The organism is Nocardia sp. NPDC050408, from assembly GCF_044458905.1.
Lineage (GTDB): Bacteria > Actinomycetota > Actinomycetes > Mycobacteriales > Mycobacteriaceae > Nocardia.
This window is the reverse complement of record NZ_JBITIL010000020.1, coordinates 1-17,342: the sequence shown is the minus strand read 5'-3', so window position 1 is coordinate 17,342 and position 17,342 is coordinate 1. Positions and strand designations below refer to the sequence as shown.

Below are 17,342 nucleotides of genomic sequence, written 5' to 3'. Positions count from 1 at the left end.
TCCGAAGGGAACCTACAGTGGCAGTCGAGATGTTCTACGACGACGACGCCGACCTGTCGATCATCCAGGGCCGCAAGGTCGCTGTCATCGGCTACGGCAGCCAGGGGCACGCGCACTCGCTGAGCCTGCGCGACTCCGGCGTCGAGGTCCGCGTCGGCCTCGCTGAGGGTTCGAAGTCGCGGCCGAAGGCCGAAGAGGCGGGCCTGACCGTCGGCACCCCGGCGGAGGTTTCCGCGTGGGCCGACGTGATCATGGTGCTGGCCCCCGACACAGCCCAGGCGTCGATCTTCACCAACGACATCGAGCCCAACCTGAAGGATGGCGACGCGCTGTTCTTCGGCCACGGCCTCAACATTCACTTCGGCCTGATCAAGCCCCCGGCCAACGTGACCATCGGTATGGTCGCGCCGAAGGGCCCCGGCCACCTGGTGCGTCGCCAGTTCGTCGACGGCAAGGGCGTTCCGGCGCTGATCGCGGTCGAGCAGGACCCGAAGGGCGAGGGCCAGGCGCTGGCGCTGTCCTACGCCAAGGGCATCGGCGGCACCCGCGCCGGCGTCATCAAGACCACCTTCAAGGAGGAGACCGAGACCGACCTGTTCGGTGAGCAGGCCGTGCTCTGCGGTGGTACCGAAGAGCTGGTCAAGACCGGTTTCGAGGTCATGGTCGAGGCGGGCTACGCGCCGGAGATGGCGTACTTCGAGGTGCTGCACGAGCTCAAGCTCATCGTCGACCTGATGTACGAGGGCGGCATCGCGCGCATGAACTACTCGGTCTCCGACACCGCCGAATTCGGTGGCTACTTGTCGGGTCCGCGGGTCATCGACGCCGACACCAAGAAGCGCATGCAGGACATCCTGCGCGACATCCAGGACGGCACCTTCGTCAAGCGCCTCGTCGCGAACGTCGAGGGCGGCAACAAGGAGCTCGAGGCGCTGCGCAAGGCCAATGCCGAGCACCCGATCGAGGTCACCGGCGCCAAGCTGCGCGGCCTGATGAGCTGGGTCGACCGCCCGATCACCGAAACCGCGTAATACGCGCTGACGCCACAGTGGCCCATCCCGATCGTTCGGGGTGGGCCACTGTGTTTTGGCGGCTCGCCATTCCGCGGCCACGCAACTGCCGGTTCCGCGGTACCTGAGGAATATCGGCCTCGACCGAAGACCGAAATCGAGGAGTCTCGAACCAACGCTTAATTGACCTCGGTGTTTGCGGGGTTCGAGGCCGTCGCGGATCTGTCTTTCTCGGCGGGATTCACGTAAAACCGATCCGTCTCCAGATAATCTCACTATCCGATTCAAGATGCCATGGGTACTTCCAAAATCGCAGGAAGGATCGAATCATGCGCAGCCGAGTATTTGGATTGACAGCAGCTTTAGCGGGAACCCTCATTGGGGTCGGGGGTGGGACGGTCACCGCACCACACGCATGGACGCAACCGCCCGGGGAGCAACCGGTCGCGGAGGCCGGTGATTTCTATCTTCCACCGCCATCACTGCCGGACGGGCGGGGCACCATCGTTCGCGCCGAACCGGCGCAGATGGCAATGTCGGCGCCCGGACAGCCGGGAATGGTCCCCGCAGCGGCTACGCGCATCATGTACGTCAGCAGTGATACCCACGATGCGCCTACGGCGGTTGTCGGTACGTATCTGCAGCCGAACGTGCCATGGACCGGCCCCGGCGAGCGGCCGCTGATCGCGTACGCGGGCGGTACCAAGGGACAGGGCGATCAATGCGCGCCCTCGAAGTTGATGTCGCAGGTCGTCCAGCTCCAGCCTCCGTTGGACATAATCTTCGAATACGATCTGGTTGCAATCGAAGCACTGCTCAACCGCGGTATGGCGGTAATGGTGACCGACTACCACGGTCTCGGTACGCCCGATGTGCACGACTTTCTCAACCGGAAATCACAAGCCCACGCGGTACTGGACTCCGCGCGCGCCGCGCTGCAGTTACCCGGCACCGGCCTCCATCCCGGCACGCCGGTCATTCTCTACGGGTATTCGCAGGGCGGTATGGCCTCCGCCGGTGCGGCCGAGCTGCAATCGAGCTACGCCCCCGATCTGAATGTGCGCGGCGCCTACATCGGTGGGCCGGTCGTGGACGATGAATACTTCATCGGATACAACGACGGTCGCGCCGCTATGGCACCGGCATTCGCCTGGGTACTCAACGGCATTGCCGCCGACTACCCGGAAACCCGCCCGGTGCTCGACGCCGAACTCAACGATATCGGCAAGGCGATCCTGAACGAATCCCTTGGCAAATGCGCGGTTCCGTTCGGACTGGCCCAGCAACATCAGCGCACGTCCGATTGGACCATCAGTGGAGAACCGCTGACCGCTGTTATCGATCGGTCTCCGGCGTTGCAACAGGCATTCGCCGAGCAGCGTATCGGCACACGTGCCCCGGCCATTCCGGTACTTGCCGCGTCAGCCCTGAACGACGAGGGAGCGCCATTTGCGCCGGTGCGCGAAATGGCCGCTGGTTGGTGTGGTGGCGGCGTGCCCGTTCAGCTGGAAGCGAACACCGAAATTCCTCCCGTATCCGGACTCGCGGGCACCCACGTGATGGCGTTCTTCCCGTCGCTGGCGGCCTCGCAGCAGTGGTTGACCGATCGGCTCGCGGGCATGCCCGCCCCATCCAACTGCGCGGCGCTGCCGTAGCACGGTGATTTTCGTGCGTAATACGCGGCGGCGGGCCGGTTTCGAGGCCGAAACCCGCCGCCGGGCACCGATTACGCGTTCGATCTCCGGCCGCGGCAACCACGGGCGCGGCGATGATGCGCTACTCGGCTGCGGAAAGCCGCCAGGTCAGAATGTCGATTTCGACAGATTGCCGGCAGCCCGCACGGACGCAGCTATTCTGTAGCGACAAGTTCTACGGCAACGGATTCCCGCGGCCGGACCCCTCTGTCGGTGTTGTTCTGTTGGATGCCCGAGGCGGATATGTCAATCTTCGAGAATACGGAAAGACGCGACCCCAAGCGGTATCTGTGGATACTGGGGTTGATCGCTCCGACTTGCTCGGTACTTCCTTCACAACTGGTGGTCCATACGGGCCTCGAAATATTCTGGTGGATCGGCCCGATCATTGTGCTCATGGTGATCCCGCTGCTGGACTGGGCGATAGGGAATGACGGGAGCAATCCGCGCGACGAGGACTACGAGTCCTTGTCCAACGATCGCTACTACCGTTGGTGCACTTACCTTTTCCTGCCGCTACAGTTCATCGGCCTGTTGATCGCGGGATATCTCTGGGCCAGACCGGCGCTGAGCGTATCGGACAAGCTGGGTTTGGCCGTGACGCTCGGGTTCGTGTCAGGCATCGGCATCAACGCTGCCCACGAACTCGGCCATCGAGTCGAGCACCTCGAACGCTGGCTTGCGAAAGTCGCTCTGGCGCAATCGGGCTACGGGCACTTCTTCGTCGAGCACAACCGTGGCCATCACGTGCGCGTCGCGACGCCGGAAGATCCGGCAAGTGCCCGATTCGGCGAATCGCTGTGGGAGTTCCTGCCGCGCAGTATGTTCGGCGGCTTCCGCTCGGCCATCGTTTTGGAGCGTGAACGCCTGTCCCGTAAGGGAAAGCGCTGGTTCAGCCGAGAGAATCATCTGCTGCAGGCCTGGTCGATGAGTGCCGTGCTGTTCGGCTCGCTGATATTGCTCTTCGGGCCTGCGGTGATCCCATTTCTGGCACTGCAGGCGCTGATCGGCGCGGGGCTGCTCGAGACGGTGAACTACGTCGAGCACTACGGTCTGCTCCGCCAGCGCGGTCGCAATGGCAATTACGTGCGCTGCTCCCCGCGTGACAGCTGGAACAGTGACCGTCTGGTCACGAACGTCTTCCTGTTCCATCTACAACGGCACAGCGACCACCACGCGAATCCGGGCCGCCGCTACCAGACCCTGCGCAGCTCTGAACAGGCGCCACAGCTACCTGCTGGCTACGCAAGCATGATCCTGTTCGCGATCGTCCCACCTATCTGGCGCGCGGTCATGGATCGTCGTGTGCTGGCCCACTACGGCGGCGATATCAACCTCGTCAACACCAAACCCCGAAACAGACGATATCTCCTCTCGCTCCGCCGGATACGTCCACGGGCCGCCGCACCGGAGCGGGTGACTACTCGCCCGTAGCGGCGCGGTTGCCTATTGTCTGGCGAGGACAGCGGAGTCGAATTGTCAACCGAACAGATCGTGAGTCGTGAGCATCTCATCCAGCACCCTTGTCCCCGGATCCGTTCCGAGTCCGGCTGCGGCCGGTCGCCGAGCCGAGGCTATCCACCGCTTTCTCGTCAAACCGGCCGATGCGGGCATCGCCGGTTCGGTCGACGGCGGCAAGCTACTCGAATGGATCGACAAGGTCGCCTATGCGGCGGCGGCTCAGTGGAGCGGTTGCTACTGCGTCACCGCCTACGTCGGCAATATTCATCTCGACCGCCCGATCGCGGTCGGTGAGCTGGTCGAACTGCATGCGAATCTCGTGCACACCGGGCGCACCAGCATGCATATTCTCGTCAGCGTCTATTCGACCGACCCCACGCGACGCAAGCCGGTGCAGACGGCGCAGTGCCTGACGATCTTCGTCGCGATCGATGACAATCGGCGGACTGTCGAAGTGCCGCAATGGAATCCGACGTCGATTCTGGAACTGGAGCGGCATCGGCAAGCGCGGGCACGGGTTTCGGTTCGCAAGCGAATCGAGGAGGCGATGGCCGCGCAGCAGTACACGGCGGCGGGCACAGCGCCGAGGTCGATTTTGCGATTCCTGGCCGCGCCTTCGGATATCAACTGGGGCGGCAAGGTGCACGGCGGCCGCACTATGCAGTGGATCGACGAGGCGGCGTATATCTGTGGTGCCGATTGGGTTGGGCAGCACGTGATTACGTCGTATTTCGGCGGGATCCGATTCTACCGGCCGATTGTCATCGGACATATTGTCGAGGTGAGTGCGCGGCTGATTCACACCGGGCCGCGGAGTATGCACGTCAGCGTGCATGTGACGTCGACGGATACGCACTCCGATGAACCGGCGCTCGCCGCGCACGGTCTCGCGGTTGTCGTCGCCGTCGATGAGAGCGGTAAGGCACGGCCGGTGCGCCAATGGGTTCCGGCTTCTGCGGAAGATGAGGCGCTCGATGCGCATGCGCGGCATCTCATCGAATTGCGTGCCGAGGTGGAGCGGTTCACGCAGGCCAGTGATGTGCCCGCGGATGCCGAGCCCAACCATTTCCGGGTGCCGATGCCGTGACATTCCGTGGTGGCTGCCTGGTGTGCGGATCCGCCGTGGTCACGTGTGGCTGAGGTCGGACCACCCTGGTGCGCGGATCCGCGGTGGTCCGGCTCGGTTCAGGCCGGACCACTGCGGCACGGCCTAGCTGTTATCGGGTCTGTGCTGGTTGCGGGGGTTCATCGGGCTGTTCGGGTTGGCCGGATTGTTGGGGTTCAGCGGGCTCATCGGGTTCGCCGGGTTATTGAGGCTGTGCTCCCACTGGTATTGCGGGTTGGCCGGGCTGTTGGGGTTGGCCGGGTTGTTCGGGTTCAAGGGGCTCATGGGGTTGGCCGGATTGTTCAGATTGTGCGCCCAGTCGCGAGCCTCCCTGTCCCGCCGGGCCTGCTCGTCCCGCCACGCCTGCTCGCACTCGTCCCGGTGCTCGGCGCTTTCGCAGTCATCCGTCTGCCCTGATCCTGCGGACCCCGTTGCTGGTGCGGCCGCCGCCGGAATTGCCGAGGTGGTCAAGGGAACAGTGATGAGAGCGGCGGCCACGGCCACCTGGGCCAGCATCCGGCGAGGCGTCATTGTCATGCTTTCACTCTTGCGTGTGCACGCCGAAAAATCTCCTGCCACAGTGGGATTCAGGGAAATTTCAGTCGAAAGTATGAGTGGCGATGGGACTGGCGTAGGGGTGTCCCCCGAGTCGAATCGATCCTAAGTCGGTTGCTTCTCAGGGGTCCGGGCGACAACGACCCGGCACCTGTGGTGCCGGGCCGGTTGCTCTCGATCAGCTGCTGCCGAAGGTCCCACGGGGGAACAGGTGGCGGGGGAATCGCCACGGGTCGTTCCAGCGGCCGGGAAGATCGCAGTCGTCCCAGCGGCCGGGACTGTGGTTCCAGTCGTCGAAGAAGCCGGGGCGGTCGCAATCCCAATCGTTATTGTGCGGGTGCCGCACTTCGGTCACACCGGGGTCGCTGGCGGCAGGGTCGGCCGAGGCGGGAACGGCCAGTGCGGTCAACGGGACTGCCGCGAGGGCGCCGGCCATGGCCACCCGGGTCAATCGGCGGGAAGTCGTTCTCGAGAACACCGTGGATCCTTTCTATCTGCGCGTCCGCGAAGACGCCGTCGTCGCTCGTCGGATAGCCCGGCGACGCAACGATTTGCACGTTCACACTCGGCCGCGCCCGGTCGAATGGCAATGGTGTGAGCACGATTTCAGGAAGATTCATCCTTTGGTATGACGAGTCCCCGAGACGGTGGGTTTCGGCCTCAGGGATGGAGTGGAAACCCGCTGGTTCTAGACTGTTACCGATGAGTAAGTTCTTTGGCTCGGTCGACGAGGTGACGCGGCGGCTCACCGACGCCGGATACCTGCCCTCCACCGACATCGCCACCGCGGTGTTCCTCGCCGGTCACCTGGGCAAGCCCCTGCTGATCGAGGGTCCGGCCGGTGTCGGCAAGACCGAGTTGGCCAAGGCGATCGCCACCGCCACCACCTCCGACCTGGTGCGCCTGCAGTGCTACGAGGGCATCGACGAGGCCCGCGCGCTCTACGAGTGGAACCATGCCAAGCAATTGCTGCGCATCACCGCCACGGACAACGAGAGCTGGGACAGCACCCGCGACCACGTCTTCACCGAAGAATTCCTGCTGCAGCGTCCGCTACTGGCCGCGATCCGGAATCCGCATCCGACCGTGCTGCTCATCGACGAACTCGACAAGGCCGATATCGAACTCGAAGGACTGCTACTCGAGGTTCTCGGCGACTACCAGGTCAGCATCCCCGAACTCGGCACCGTAACCGCCGTGCGCAAGCCCTTCGTCATCGTCACCTCGAACGCCAACCGCGACCTCTCCGAAGCGTTGAAACGCCGCTGCCTCTACCTCCACATCGACTATCCGACAGCGGAGTTGGAGCGCGCGATCGTCCGCATGAAGGTGCCCGAGCTCGACGAAACCCTGGGTGAGCCGGTAGTGCGAACCGTCGCCGCCCTGCGCGAACTCACCCTCCGCAAACCTCCCTCGATCGCCGAAACCGTCGACTGGGCAAGGACTCTCGTAGCCTTGGGCGCCCGAAACCTCACCGGCGCCATCGTCCAATCCACCCTCGGCGTACTACTCAAATACCAAGCCGACCACCGCATCGCCATCGATCGCCTCGAACTCCCGGGACCCGATTCCCGCGAACGCAGACCATCATGACCGCCGCTGTTCCAATTCGGATCGAACCCCCGCGCCCCGCACGCGGATACCGACGGGGTATGCGATGCGCCGAACAGGCACGCGTCGGCCATCAACTGCCGCAGGACTTCTCGGATCCATTGGCGGGAACCCGCGGCGCTTGCGGAACCCGGCAAGCGGTACAGCTGGTAGGCAAGGCGGTTCGGAGCGCCGATAGTGTTGGTTCGGCGGTCGCAGTGGGGAAGCGTTGTGCGCATCGAACATTCGGTGCGGCGGTATGTCAACTGTCGCACCGCTTCTCGGGATCGGTACTCCGTGAGGCCACTCAAAACGAGGGTGGAACGCCAACAAAGACCGCAGCCGTCGATGGCGGGGGTGACGAGTGGTGACGTCATCTGGGCGGCGCAGCCCTGAGCAGGGCATCGACACGATGACCGATCGCCTGGTCCAGTTCGTCGGATTGCTGCGCGACCACGGAATCTCTGCGGGACCAAGCGAAACCATCGACGCCGCCGAGGCAATGCTCGCGCTCGGCCTACACGACCGGAACCGCCTGCGCTCCGGCATGGCCGCCTGCCTCCTGCGCCGCAATGGTCAGCGCGCCGTCTTCGACCAGCTCTTCGATCTCTACTTCCTGACCGCGGAGCAACCGACAACCCCGGCGCCTCTCGAATCCACCGATGACCTTCGCGACCGCTTGGTGGAAGCACTCGCCCGAGATGACCGCACCGCCGTCGCCGAACTCGCCCGTCAGGCCCTTACCGCACTGGGCGGCTACGGAGGAGTCGGGACGGGCGAGCCGTCGAGTCCGGTCACCACCGCATCGGGTGCTGGGTGGTCTTCCTATCTGACCATGAAATCCCTACGGCCAGAAGAACTTATCGATCGCGTCGGCGAGCGCATGAGCGGCGATCTCGACCCCACCGTCCGCACCATCGAAGCCGACCGCCGCGTCCGCGAATTCCGCACCGCCGTCCAAACCGAGGCGCGCCTGCGCTCCGCCCAACTCCGCGGCACCGAATACATCGCCCGCCGCGGCGTCGAATCCAGCACCGACCAGGTCGACTTCCTCGGCGCCCGCGCCCAAGACCTCGCCGAAATGCGCCGCCTGGTGAACCCTTTGGCGCGCAAGCTCGCCACCCGCCTCGCCGCCCGTCGCCGCAAAGCAGTCCGGGGCCAGATCGATATGCGCCGAACCCTTCGCCGCTCCATGGCCACGGGGGGTGTGCCGATCGATCCGGTCCTGCGCGCCCGCAAACATAGTCGCCCCGACCTTGTCGTGCTCGCCGACTTATCCGGCTCCGTAACGGGTTTCGCCGAATTCACCCTGCAACTAGTCCAGGCGCTGCAAGACCAATTCAGTAAGGTCCGCAGCTTCGGCTTCATCGACACCTGCGACGAAATCACCGCCCACTTCATCCCTGGCGAACCACCCACCCCCGACCTTGCCGCACGAATCGTCCGCCATACCAACGTCGCTCGCTTCGGCAGCAGCAACTACGGCGAGGCATTCCAAAGCTTCGTCGACAACTACCTCGACGCCCTGGGCCCGCGCACGTCCCTCCTCATCCTCGGTGACGCCCGCACCAATCGCACCGACCCGAATCTCCCCGCTCTACAAACAATGTCGGACCGAGCCAAACACGCCTACTGGCTCAACCCCGAGCCCGCCCGCTCCTGGTCGACCGGCGACTCCGCCGCACACATATATGCCGACCTCATCACCATGCACGAATGCCGCAATGTGAAACAGCTCGCCGAGGTAATCGGTCGGTTGCTGCCTGCTTGACCTGTCCGTTCGATGAGCGGACCACGCGATCCACCGCCCGGTAACCCCCCGCCGCGTCGGATGCAGCGGACTGGGACACACTGCGCCGTGCCCTGCTCAACATCCCTGAGCCGACCGCGCCATTAGCTGGCGCGATGACGGTGTCAGCGGAAGATCGGCATAACCGTGTCGACGACGGATTCCGGCGTCGGCAGGGCCGCGACTATGTCGGGTGGGCTCAGCTGACGTTGCAGCGCTCGTTGATGCGCCGCACCAACCAACAGCACAGCGACAGCTCGTAGATCCACCGAGGCGGACACGAGCTGGTCGGCATGCGGCATCGACAGATGCGCGACAACCGCGTCGACCGCACGATGCGGCCCGATATCCAGCTCCCGGCTGCGCTGCGCGAACTTCGCGCGCAATTCCACATCCGACTGCACCGCGGCCATCACCGGAATGGCATCCAGGAAGAACTCCTCCAAAGCCTCGACAAGCGCTACCAGCCCCGCCCGCAACTCAGGCAGCTGCTCGACCTCCCCGAGCACATCCTTCACCGGCCGCAAATGCCGCTGAATCACCGCCTGCAACAACCCCATTCGATCCCCGAAGTGGTAGAAGATGCTCGACTCGGCCACCCCCGCCCGCTTCGCAACTTCCTTCGTGGACAACCGAGCCACCCCCGCCTCCACCAAGATCTCCTGCGCCGCGACCACAACCGACTCCCGCACCCCCGTCGAAGGCCGGCCCCGCCGCCCCCGCGCACCATCCGCAGCCGCCACCACCGCAACCTCCTCTCCGTGCCGATCAATCCCTTGCAGTATGCCCCACACGGACGTATTTTCTGAGTATCAACTCAGTAATTATCCGATCACCGGAGCCACCCCCATGACCAGCACCAAAACCCCCACCACCCAATCCCGCATCCAACGCATCGGCGACGCCGTCGTCCGCTTCATCCTCCGCTCCCCACTACACCCCCTACTCAGCAAAAAGCTCCTCATCATCACCGTCTCCGGCCGCAAAACCGGCCGCGAATACGCCAACCCCGTCGGCTACGCCGAACACGAAGGCCACCTCCTCATCGGCACGGCCGCCAGCTGGCGCCAAAACCTCATCCCCAACACCCCCGTCCGAATCCTCCTGCGCGGCACGAACATCCAAGCGACCCACGAAGTCATCACCGACGAACCCCGAGCCGTCACTCTCTACCGCGAAATCCTCACCCAAAACCCAACCCACGGCCGCTTCGCCAAAATCCACCTCGACCCCGACGGCACCGTAAACCTCCCCTCCCTCCGCGCAGCCCTATCCCGAGGCACCGCCATAGTCCGCCTCCACCCCTTGTGACCTGCCATGGTCTTCAGCGCCTCCCCACAACTGCTCGGCCAACTAGTCCGAATCCATAGTCTTCGCGCCGACCGCGATCGCCCGAGCCCTCAGGCTGGCATCCGATCCACTGGCCGCGAAGACCTGCCGCGCAGCTTTGGCGAGACGTACGTCAGCCGTCCACTATGAGCGTGCCCCAGCCGAGTCGAGTGTCGGATGCCACGATGGCCGACAGCACGAATCGCTTCCCGCGTCTTCCCAGGAATTGTGTGTGAGTCGAACGCTATTCTGACTCGGGTGCTACCCGCATCACCTGACCGGTGTGTTGCGCGGATCTTGTGAGCGGGAGATTCAGCGGTTTGGTGCACGCACGCTTTGCTCCGACCGCGGCAATGATCGGCGTTCGGCAAGGTAGTTAGGGGAGAGCTGACAGATGGCCCGTATTCGCGAGATTGTTCCCAGTACCCAGAACGTTCGGGCGCACAAGCTCGAGGACGCCGTCAGCTGTCAGTACAAGGTGATCGAGGATCCTGACGGTGCAACCCTGGTCCACCTGTCGACGTTCGGATCCGAACAGCGCGAGTCTGCACCCAAGAGCAGTCAGTCGATTCAGCTCAACCGCCAGAATGCGGCAGAGCTGATCTCCATATTGAGCGCAGCGTTCGGGTTCGCTTGGCGGCCTAGGCACGCTGCCGTCGTGGAGGATCAGCCTGCAATCGATGCCGAGGCCCACGTCGAGCCTGAGTTCCTCGATGCCACCGACGAGCTCGCCGCGCAGTTGTACATGCCGAAAGAGTGGCTGCAGGAGTGCATCGACCTACTGCGGGACCGATCGCAACTGATCTTCTATGGTCCGCCGGGCACCGGAAAGACCTATCTCGCAAAGGCTATCGCGAAGCATCTGGCCGGTGCAGAGCACGTCAAGATGGTGCAGTTCCATCCTTCGTATTCGTACGAAGACTTCTTCGAGGGGTTCCGTCCGGTCGAAACGGAGAACGGTCAGATCGCGTACGACATCCACCGGGGTCCGCTGCGCCAACTGGCTGCTACTGCGCGGAAAGATCCAGAGAATCTGTACGTCCTCATCATCGACGAGGTCAACCGAGGGAATCTATCGAAGATCTTCGGCGAACTCTACTATCTGCTGGAATATCGGGATGAGAGCATAAATCTGCTTTACTCCGACAAGGTAGAAATGTTCAGCCTGCCGAAGAACGTGCTTATCATCGGAACGATGAACCGAGCCGATCGCTCTGTCGCGCTGGTCGATTCGGCGATGAGACGGCGTTTCGCTTTTGTGCATTTGCATCCATCGAAGGAACCGATAAGGAGCGTGCTGCGGAACTGGCTGAAGTACCATGGGGAAAACGAAGTGATTGCCGACATCGTGGATGAGCTGAACGAATCCATCGCCGATGAAGACTTCAAGATCGGCCCTTCGTACTTCATGCGCCGAGGCGCCACTTCCAAGATCGGGATGGACGTTGCGTGGCGCACCACCGTTCTGCCGCTCATGGAGGAGTATCACTTCAACACCGACATCGACGTTCACGATAAATATGCTTTGGCCAAGATCGAACAGCGTGTGGCTTCCCAAGACGCTGAACCGGATACCCAACTGTGACACTAACAGTCGATCTTGTCGAGCATGGTCGGCCAGGAACGATCGATCTTTCGGACGATCAGTGTGAAGCCCTCCACCGCGTCAAAATCGCTGGGATAAGTCCTATCTCGCGAGGCAGGTACCGAATCAAACCCGGACAAAAGGTTGGTTCGGTTCGGCTGGGCGGTGTGCAGATCAACGTACGTCCGAAGATCGCCGAGCTGAATCGAATTCTGTTCTTCATCGGATACAGTTCGAACCCTACGATCTGGCGCGACGAGTTCGTCCGACTCGCTAAGGCTGACGGACTCTTTCCAGCGGTCGCGGAATCATTTGTCCGCCGGGCATCCGATGCTTTTGGGCGTGGGTTGTTGCGTGGTTACCGCTCTACTGCCGATTCTCTGTCGGTGGTACGTGGGCGGGTTCGATTCCAGGAGCAGATCACCAGAAACTATGGGTTGCCGGTCCCGATCGCCGTCGAGTACGACGACTTCACGGCGGATATTCCGGAGAATCGGGTCATCCTGCTTGCCGCGTTACGCCTGCTCAGCATGCCGGATATCGGCACCGGCGCGCGGCAGCAGCTCAGTCGAATACGAGCGGTCCTGGACGAGATAACGATCGTTTCACCTCGTGAACGAAGACCGCCGTACGGATTGAACCGACTCAACCTGCGTTACCACGATATTCTCCGGCTGTCCGAAGTGATCCTCGACAACAGTTCGTTCGGCCAGCAGCACGGGCCTCTCGCTGTCTCGGGCTTCGTATTCGATATGTGGAAGATCTACGAGGACTTCGTCACCGGCGCGATCAGCATGGCGATGCAGCAGTTCGGAGGATTTCCGAAGACCCAAAAAGATCATTACATGGACGCGGCGTCGAGGATCAAGTTCATCCCGGACCTCGTCTGGTGCAACGCTGATGGCGACCCGCTGGCGGTCCTGGACGCGAAGTACAAGGCCGAGAAGCCGAAGGGATTTCCTGAAGCCGATCTCTACCAGATGCTGGCTTACTGCTCGGTTCTCGGTTTGAAAGAGGGCCACCTGATCTACGCCAAAGGCAACGAGCCCGCAGTCGAACACGCCATCAAGACCTGCAACATCACTATCCATTGCCACGCACTCGATCTCTCCCTGCCTCCGAACGCTCTGCTGAAGACCATTGACACGTTGGCACGCACAGTCCTCCATAAGTAGTTGCGAGGAATTCCGCTGGTCCTGTGTGGCTCAATCCGGAGCCAGCTCGCCCCTGGTCCGCGACTCCATTTAGGCCCAAGCAACCTCCTGTCGATCCTGTCTGATTTCACCACAAGATTGGTCGGCATTCATCTGCGGGAAAGTGCCTATCGCAAGAAATTTGGAGGGTGATCGTCAAGCCAGTCGATATCGTTGTCGCGCTCGACGTAATGGCCGCCGGGCGGATTTTCGTACGCGGTCAGCAAGATCGCTCGAGTACTCGGCGACGCAGCCGAGAGGTTTGAGTCTCTGATGTCCTTCCAGTCGCTCCAATCCCATCCGGCACCTGCGTCGATGTTGAATATGGTTGCTTCGTGCTCGACTCCATTGACGAATACCTGTGCTTCGGTTGGCCCATCGGGATCTCGGACAATGACCACCTCGACATGCGGCATCATGTGACGCCGGGGCAACCAGTTCATCAAAGCGGCAGCAATCATTGGATCGGTCCTTCAGGTGGGCGTAGGGCGTCGATGTCGAGGTGTACGAAGTCTGCCCGCAGTGGTTCTGAGTGGCAGGATGGCGATTAGTTGTCTTCGTCCGCGTCGCCGCTGTAGGTCGGCCAGCCATCCTCGCCGACCTCACACCGCGAACCGTCCGCCCGATGGAGTACCGGCCGGCTGTCCGAGGGTGCCTGTTGCAGCTTCTCGACGGTGTCCTCGTGGAACGTGGCAAGCAATGCCTTTACAGAGGGCGCGATTACGTTTGGTGGACAAGGAAACTCGGGCATTGGATCTAAGCTCCCGACGTCCCGCGGCCGATGTCGGCCGGATTCAGCAGCGCCGCCCAGTAGTCGTGCTGCAGGGCGTCCCACAGATCGCTGTGTTTTGGAAGCATCTGTCGCGCGTCGGTCAGGTCGGGGTAGGCATCGAACAGGATCGTTCCTGGTTGCACGGCTGGGAGCGGGGTCTTGGATGGCAGTCGATGTGCTGTGAACGATTCGGGAATCAGCTGCACCCGCAGGATGCGGGTAGTAAGCCCGATTAGCTGCCACATCGCGACTTTGCGTCCGTCGCGGGTTTGCGAGGTACGCAACGCGGTTCGCTGCATGATCAGGCCTTACATTCCTGGTGTTCGGTGCCAGAACTCACTGCAGCTCGACACTGAGCTGATTGGGCCGCCCATCGTTCGACGGCGGCGGCGACACGCGTGACGAGTTCGACTGGAGGCAGGTCGATCAATCGTGGCGGTATGCAGTATTGACCCCGAACGCGTTGCGGCAGTTCTTTACTCATCGCAGCCTCCCCTTCTGGCATCTGTTGTCGTGTGGTGCAGAGGCGACGACAGCAGTCTTGGCTCACTGCCAGGGGAACTGCTGTCGGCGCGACTCTCGGGCGTGACTTCAGCGTCGATCAGTTGCCGGGGCGTTCCTACTGCGTTTCGGGGACGTTTGGGACGGTTCACGATAAAGTCCCTGCTGTCCCGAGGGCGGAGGGAGGCGTACCGTGAACCATGCTTTGCGGCAGGCCATGGCGAAGGCCAAGATCACCGAACAACAGCTCGCCGAAAGATGTGAAGTCGACGCCAAAACGGTTAATCGGTGGTTGGCAAACCCCACGCGCGTACCGCATGCCCGTCACCGTTGGGCGGTATGCGAAGTTCTAGAAGCTGAGGAGGCAGTCTTGTGGCCTTCGGCTGTGCGCCTAACCCTGAAGACCGGGCCGGATCGCGAAGTCGTTCAAGTCTTTCCCTACCGATCCGCCGCACCGGCCTCGCTGTGGCGATCGTTGATCACCAAAGCCAGCCGTGAGCTGACGTTTGCGGGCTACACCAAGTACTTCTTGTGGCTGGAACAAGCGAAGCTGGCCGACATCCTTCGCCGCAAGGCCGCGAACGGTTGCCGCATTCGATTCCTGATCGGCGATCCGAATGATGACGTAACCCGAGCCCGCGAGCGCGAAGAGGATGTCCCACTTACATTGTCGACACGTATTGCGGTGACCATCGGCGAACTGCACAAGCTGCGCGGTGTGGACAGCATCGAGGGCCGTTTCACGAACGGGCATGTCAACCTGTCGGTCTTTCGGTTCGACAACGACATGATCGTGACACCGATTCTCGCGAGACGAGTGGGCCATGACTCGCCGATGTTCCATCTCAGACGTGAGCAGGACGACGGTATGTTCGACCGATTCTCCGATCATGTCGAAGACTTGTGGTCTCGAGGCCGCAATATTTGGGAGGCGATCGAGCATGGCACGACGTGATTACGAGAACGATCCGAATGCGCCCAAAGCGAACAGCCTGGTTCCGGCGGCTTCGGTGGTCGTAGTCGACGAAACCGGGCAGATCCTGTTGCAGCGTCGGGTGGACAACGAGATGTGGGCATTGCCCGGGGGGAAGATGGAACTCGGCGAATCGCTCGCGGAGTGCGGTATCCGGGAGACCAAGGAAGAAACTGGCATCGATATCGAAATCACCGGGATCGTCGGCACCTACACGAACCCCGGCCACGTGTTTGCCTACGATAACGGTGAAGTGCGACAAGAGTTTTCGATATGTCTCCTGGGGCGGCCACTCAGCGGAACCATCCGCGTGTCCGATGAATCTACGGAAGTGGCCTGGTTCGATACATGTGAAATCGACACGCTCCCTATGGTGGCGAGTATTCGTAGACGGATTGATGACTGGCGATCTGGAAAGGCTCCCATCGTCAGGTAGTGTCGCAATTCAGGACCTTGATCAGAGTGTTTCAGTTGATCGGCAGGACTGCTAGGCGGTCGATCGGTGATCGTCGCCCGGGTCAGCGGCGGACTTATTCGACCGCCACACTTCGGCGCTAATGCAGCGAAAGTTTGCACGCCTCAGCGACATAGAACGCCTGCAGTGCACATCGGCTGGGAGCAGGAGTGAACTTTGCCGGCCGCTGTGGAGAGGAACGCGGCGAACTCGTCGGCATACGCCTGACGGAAGCGTTCCATGAAAGAGGATTACGTCCATCTGTATTCCGAGATAGGCGCAGGCAAAACGAGTTCTACGAGTGCGCGATTGGATCTCGGGGTCAGAAGCGGTACGCTGCCGCCCGGTGACCGGCCTTGGTTGCTGCCGACGAACTCGATCGAAACCGTGCCTACTACTGCATGACTGGGAGGGCTCAGCGGCCGGCGTGTTTATGCATCCAGGCGGCCAGAGCGAGGGAGGCTACTTCTAGTAGTAAGAGGAGGACGCCGGAAGTCATCAGGCAGGTGGAGATTTGGGAGAGGCGGGTGGAGCGGGAGCGGGTGGTGAAGTAAGCGTCGGTGGGGAGGTTGTCGCCGATGAAGCAGGACTTGGCGGCTTGGGTGGCTTTAGTGGCGAGGGAGTCGGTGGCTACGGATGCGGTCAAGGCGGTGACTGCGGCGGTGATGCAGAGGATCGAGATAGTGATGAGTGCGGCGAATAGCATCAGACCCCCGAGGATTTCGGCTTCTAGAGGTCAGCGGATGGTCGTGCTGACTACAAGAAGTGTTGCAGCAGGGTGTGACATCTTTTGCGGTACAACAGATTCGTGAGCGAGCGTCGGTTTGTGCGGTTCGAAGCTGCGGAAGCGAACCGGCATGGGCGGCATCCGGGTGTGTTCGGGCTGGTCAATGGGTTGGCGTGGGCGGGGGTGTTGACAGGGGAGCAGGAGCGGTTTCGGCGGGTCAACAACGATTGGTACAACGCGAATCTTGTTGATCCGAGTGAGGTGGATCCTGGGATCTACGACCGTGCGGTTCATCCAGGAGCGGCGTCGTGGTTCAATGCGGCGGCTGTGGGGATGATCGGGCGGGTGGAGGGGTATCTCGCGATCCTTGACGCACATGGCGTGGGGTGGGTGCGGTTGGATTCCGGTGCGCCAGGGGAGATCCTGTACGAGGATTCGAATCAGGTGGTCGCGGTTCAGCGTGCCGGGGGCGAAGCGGATGCCGCCAAGGATTCCCGGTGATCGTCCGTCCAGCTAGGTCGTGTTTCGAAAGTCGGGTCACCGTAGCCACAGGTCGATGGCGGCGATGTGGACGGTAGCCAGGAAGCGGACGGCGAGTTTGTCG

The 17,342-nt window shown here is 62.2% G+C and carries 18 protein-coding genes; 12 read left to right on the top strand and 6 right to left on the bottom strand.

From position 1 onward, the window contains the following. Nucleotides 1-29: 29 nt before the first annotated feature. The 4 genes from ilvC to ACIBJI_RS35645 all read left to right on the top strand — a co-directional run bounded on the left by ilvC (nucleotide 30) and on the right by ACIBJI_RS35645 (nucleotide 5,252). Nucleotides 30-1,031, top strand: coding sequence for a ketol-acid reductoisomerase (gene ilvC, locus ACIBJI_RS35660; RefSeq protein WP_174566238.1), 1,002 nt, complete (start codon nucleotides 30-32; stop codon nucleotides 1,029-1,031). Between the two features lie 308 nt (nucleotides 1,032-1,339). Further along, complete coding sequence (locus tag ACIBJI_RS35655; protein ID WP_364341920.1) at nucleotides 1,340-2,665, top strand: lipase family protein; 1,326 nt, start codon at nucleotides 1,340-1,342, stop codon at nucleotides 2,663-2,665. Nucleotides 2,666-2,932: 267 nt separating this feature from the next. Then, on the top strand, nucleotides 2,933-4,138 hold the full coding sequence (locus ACIBJI_RS35650) for an alkane 1-monooxygenase (protein ID WP_397087728.1): 1,206 nt from the start codon (nucleotides 2,933-2,935) through the stop codon (nucleotides 4,136-4,138). Nucleotides 4,139-4,280: 142 nt separating this feature from the next. Continuing rightward, nucleotides 4,281-5,252 (top strand): acyl-CoA thioesterase, encoded by a 972-nt coding sequence (locus ACIBJI_RS35645; RefSeq protein ID WP_396956491.1) that lies wholly within the window; start codon nucleotides 4,281-4,283, stop codon nucleotides 5,250-5,252. A 123-nt stretch (nucleotides 5,253-5,375) separates the two neighbouring features. On the opposite strand, the gene ACIBJI_RS35640 is transcribed toward ACIBJI_RS35645, so the two are convergent. Together ACIBJI_RS35640 and ACIBJI_RS35635 are read right to left on the bottom strand one after the other, a co-directional pair. Next, the gene (locus tag ACIBJI_RS35640) at nucleotides 5,376-5,807 is read right to left on the bottom strand and encodes a hypothetical protein (protein ID WP_397087726.1); all 432 of its coding nucleotides are present in this window, start codon (nucleotides 5,805-5,807) and stop codon (nucleotides 5,376-5,378) included. Nucleotides 5,808-6,003: 196 nt separating this feature from the next. Further along, a complete protein-coding gene (locus ACIBJI_RS35635) occupies nucleotides 6,004-6,303 on the bottom strand; it encodes a hypothetical protein (protein ID WP_364341912.1) in 300 nt (99 codons plus the stop codon). A 224-nt stretch (nucleotides 6,304-6,527) separates the two neighbouring features. Between ACIBJI_RS35635 and ACIBJI_RS35630 the strand changes: the two genes are divergently transcribed. Continuing rightward, nucleotides 6,528-7,418, top strand: a complete 891-nt coding sequence (locus tag ACIBJI_RS35630) for an AAA family ATPase (protein WP_397087724.1) — start codon at nucleotides 6,528-6,530, stop codon at nucleotides 7,416-7,418. Nucleotides 7,419-7,782: 364 nt separating this feature from the next. Beyond that, nucleotides 7,783-9,186: a VWA domain-containing protein gene (locus ACIBJI_RS35625; protein WP_397087722.1), complete on the top strand. Its 1,404-nt coding sequence runs from the start codon at nucleotides 7,783-7,785 to the stop codon at nucleotides 9,184-9,186. Nucleotides 9,187-9,329: 143 nt separating this feature from the next. On the opposite strand, the gene ACIBJI_RS35620 is transcribed toward ACIBJI_RS35625, so the two are convergent. Next, nucleotides 9,330-9,950, bottom strand: coding sequence for a TetR/AcrR family transcriptional regulator (locus tag ACIBJI_RS35620; protein ID WP_364341906.1), 621 nt, complete (start codon nucleotides 9,948-9,950; stop codon nucleotides 9,330-9,332). 103 nt (nucleotides 9,951-10,053) lie between these two features. Between ACIBJI_RS35620 and ACIBJI_RS35615 the strand changes: the two genes are divergently transcribed. From ACIBJI_RS35615 to ACIBJI_RS35605, 3 genes are all read left to right on the top strand, one after another. Then, the gene (locus tag ACIBJI_RS35615) at nucleotides 10,054-10,515 is read left to right on the top strand and encodes a nitroreductase/quinone reductase family protein (RefSeq protein WP_364341904.1); all 462 of its coding nucleotides are present in this window, start codon (nucleotides 10,054-10,056) and stop codon (nucleotides 10,513-10,515) included. Between the two features lie 412 nt (nucleotides 10,516-10,927). Then, on the top strand, nucleotides 10,928-12,118 hold the full coding sequence (locus tag ACIBJI_RS35610) for an AAA family ATPase (RefSeq protein ID WP_364341902.1): 1,191 nt from the start codon (nucleotides 10,928-10,930) through the stop codon (nucleotides 12,116-12,118). Then, entirely contained in the window at nucleotides 12,115-13,293 is a 1,179-nt protein-coding gene (locus tag ACIBJI_RS35605) for an McrC family protein (RefSeq protein ID WP_397087719.1), read from the top strand. Before ACIBJI_RS35610 ends, ACIBJI_RS35605 begins: the two co-directional genes overlap by 4 nt. Before the next feature lie 146 nt (nucleotides 13,294-13,439). Here ACIBJI_RS35605 and ACIBJI_RS35600 read toward each other — a convergent pair whose 3' ends face one another. Together ACIBJI_RS35600 and ACIBJI_RS35595 are read right to left on the bottom strand one after the other, a co-directional pair. After that, nucleotides 13,440-13,772: a hypothetical protein gene (locus tag ACIBJI_RS35600; RefSeq protein ID WP_364341898.1), complete on the bottom strand. Its 333-nt coding sequence runs from the start codon at nucleotides 13,770-13,772 to the stop codon at nucleotides 13,440-13,442. A 295-nt stretch (nucleotides 13,773-14,067) separates the two neighbouring features. Next, nucleotides 14,068-14,382: a hypothetical protein gene (locus tag ACIBJI_RS35595; RefSeq protein ID WP_364341896.1), complete on the bottom strand. Its 315-nt coding sequence runs from the start codon at nucleotides 14,380-14,382 to the stop codon at nucleotides 14,068-14,070. 395 nt (nucleotides 14,383-14,777) lie between these two features. On the opposite strand from ACIBJI_RS35595, the gene ACIBJI_RS35590 reads away from it, so the two are divergent. Next, entirely contained in the window at nucleotides 14,778-15,539 is a 762-nt protein-coding gene (locus ACIBJI_RS35590) for a DUF5919 domain-containing protein (RefSeq protein ID WP_397087716.1), read from the top strand. After that, a complete protein-coding gene (locus ACIBJI_RS35585) occupies nucleotides 15,526-15,993 on the top strand; it encodes an NUDIX domain-containing protein (protein WP_364341892.1) in 468 nt (155 codons plus the stop codon). The genes ACIBJI_RS35590 and ACIBJI_RS35585 overlap by 14 nt, the downstream gene beginning before the upstream one ends. A 433-nt stretch (nucleotides 15,994-16,426) precedes the next feature. Here ACIBJI_RS35585 and ACIBJI_RS35580 read toward each other — a convergent pair whose 3' ends face one another. Next, nucleotides 16,427-16,717, bottom strand: a complete 291-nt coding sequence (locus tag ACIBJI_RS35580; protein ID WP_364341890.1) for a hypothetical protein — start codon at nucleotides 16,715-16,717, stop codon at nucleotides 16,427-16,429. A gap of 120 nt (nucleotides 16,718-16,837) precedes the next feature. Here ACIBJI_RS35580 and ACIBJI_RS35575 point away from each other — a divergent pair, with 120 nt between their 5' ends. Then, nucleotides 16,838-17,239, top strand: a complete 402-nt coding sequence (locus ACIBJI_RS35575) for a hypothetical protein (RefSeq protein WP_396956202.1) — start codon at nucleotides 16,838-16,840, stop codon at nucleotides 17,237-17,239. Nucleotides 17,240-17,342 lie beyond the last annotated feature (103 nt).

Excerpts from the sequence above, each read along its gene's own strand:
- ilvC (WP_174566238.1), top strand. The coding sequence starts at position 30 with ATGTTCTACGACGACGACGCCGACCTGTCGATCATCCAGGGCCGCAAG.
- ACIBJI_RS35595 (WP_364341896.1), bottom strand. The coding sequence starts at position 14,382 with ATGCAGCGAACCGCGTTGCGTACCTCGCAAACCCGCGACGGACGCAAA.
- ACIBJI_RS35615 (WP_364341904.1), top strand. The coding sequence starts at position 10,054 with ATGACCAGCACCAAAACCCCCACCACCCAATCCCGCATCCAACGCATC.
- ACIBJI_RS35640 (WP_397087726.1), bottom strand. The coding sequence starts at position 5,807 with ATGACAATGACGCCTCGCCGGATGCTGGCCCAGGTGGCCGTGGCCGCC.
- ACIBJI_RS35655 (WP_364341920.1), top strand. The coding sequence starts at position 1,340 with ATGCGCAGCCGAGTATTTGGATTGACAGCAGCTTTAGCGGGAACCCTC.
- ACIBJI_RS35580 (WP_364341890.1), bottom strand. The coding sequence starts at position 16,717 with ATGCTATTCGCCGCACTCATCACTATCTCGATCCTCTGCATCACCGCC.
- ACIBJI_RS35650 (WP_397087728.1), top strand. The coding sequence starts at position 2,933 with ATGCCCGAGGCGGATATGTCAATCTTCGAGAATACGGAAAGACGCGAC.
- ACIBJI_RS35585 (WP_364341892.1), top strand. The coding sequence starts at position 15,526 with ATGGCACGACGTGATTACGAGAACGATCCGAATGCGCCCAAAGCGAAC.
- ACIBJI_RS35600 (WP_364341898.1), bottom strand. The coding sequence starts at position 13,772 with ATGATTGCTGCCGCTTTGATGAACTGGTTGCCCCGGCGTCACATGATG.
- ACIBJI_RS35610 (WP_364341902.1), top strand. The coding sequence starts at position 10,928 with ATGGCCCGTATTCGCGAGATTGTTCCCAGTACCCAGAACGTTCGGGCG.
- ACIBJI_RS35630 (WP_397087724.1), top strand. The coding sequence starts at position 6,528 with ATGAGTAAGTTCTTTGGCTCGGTCGACGAGGTGACGCGGCGGCTCACC.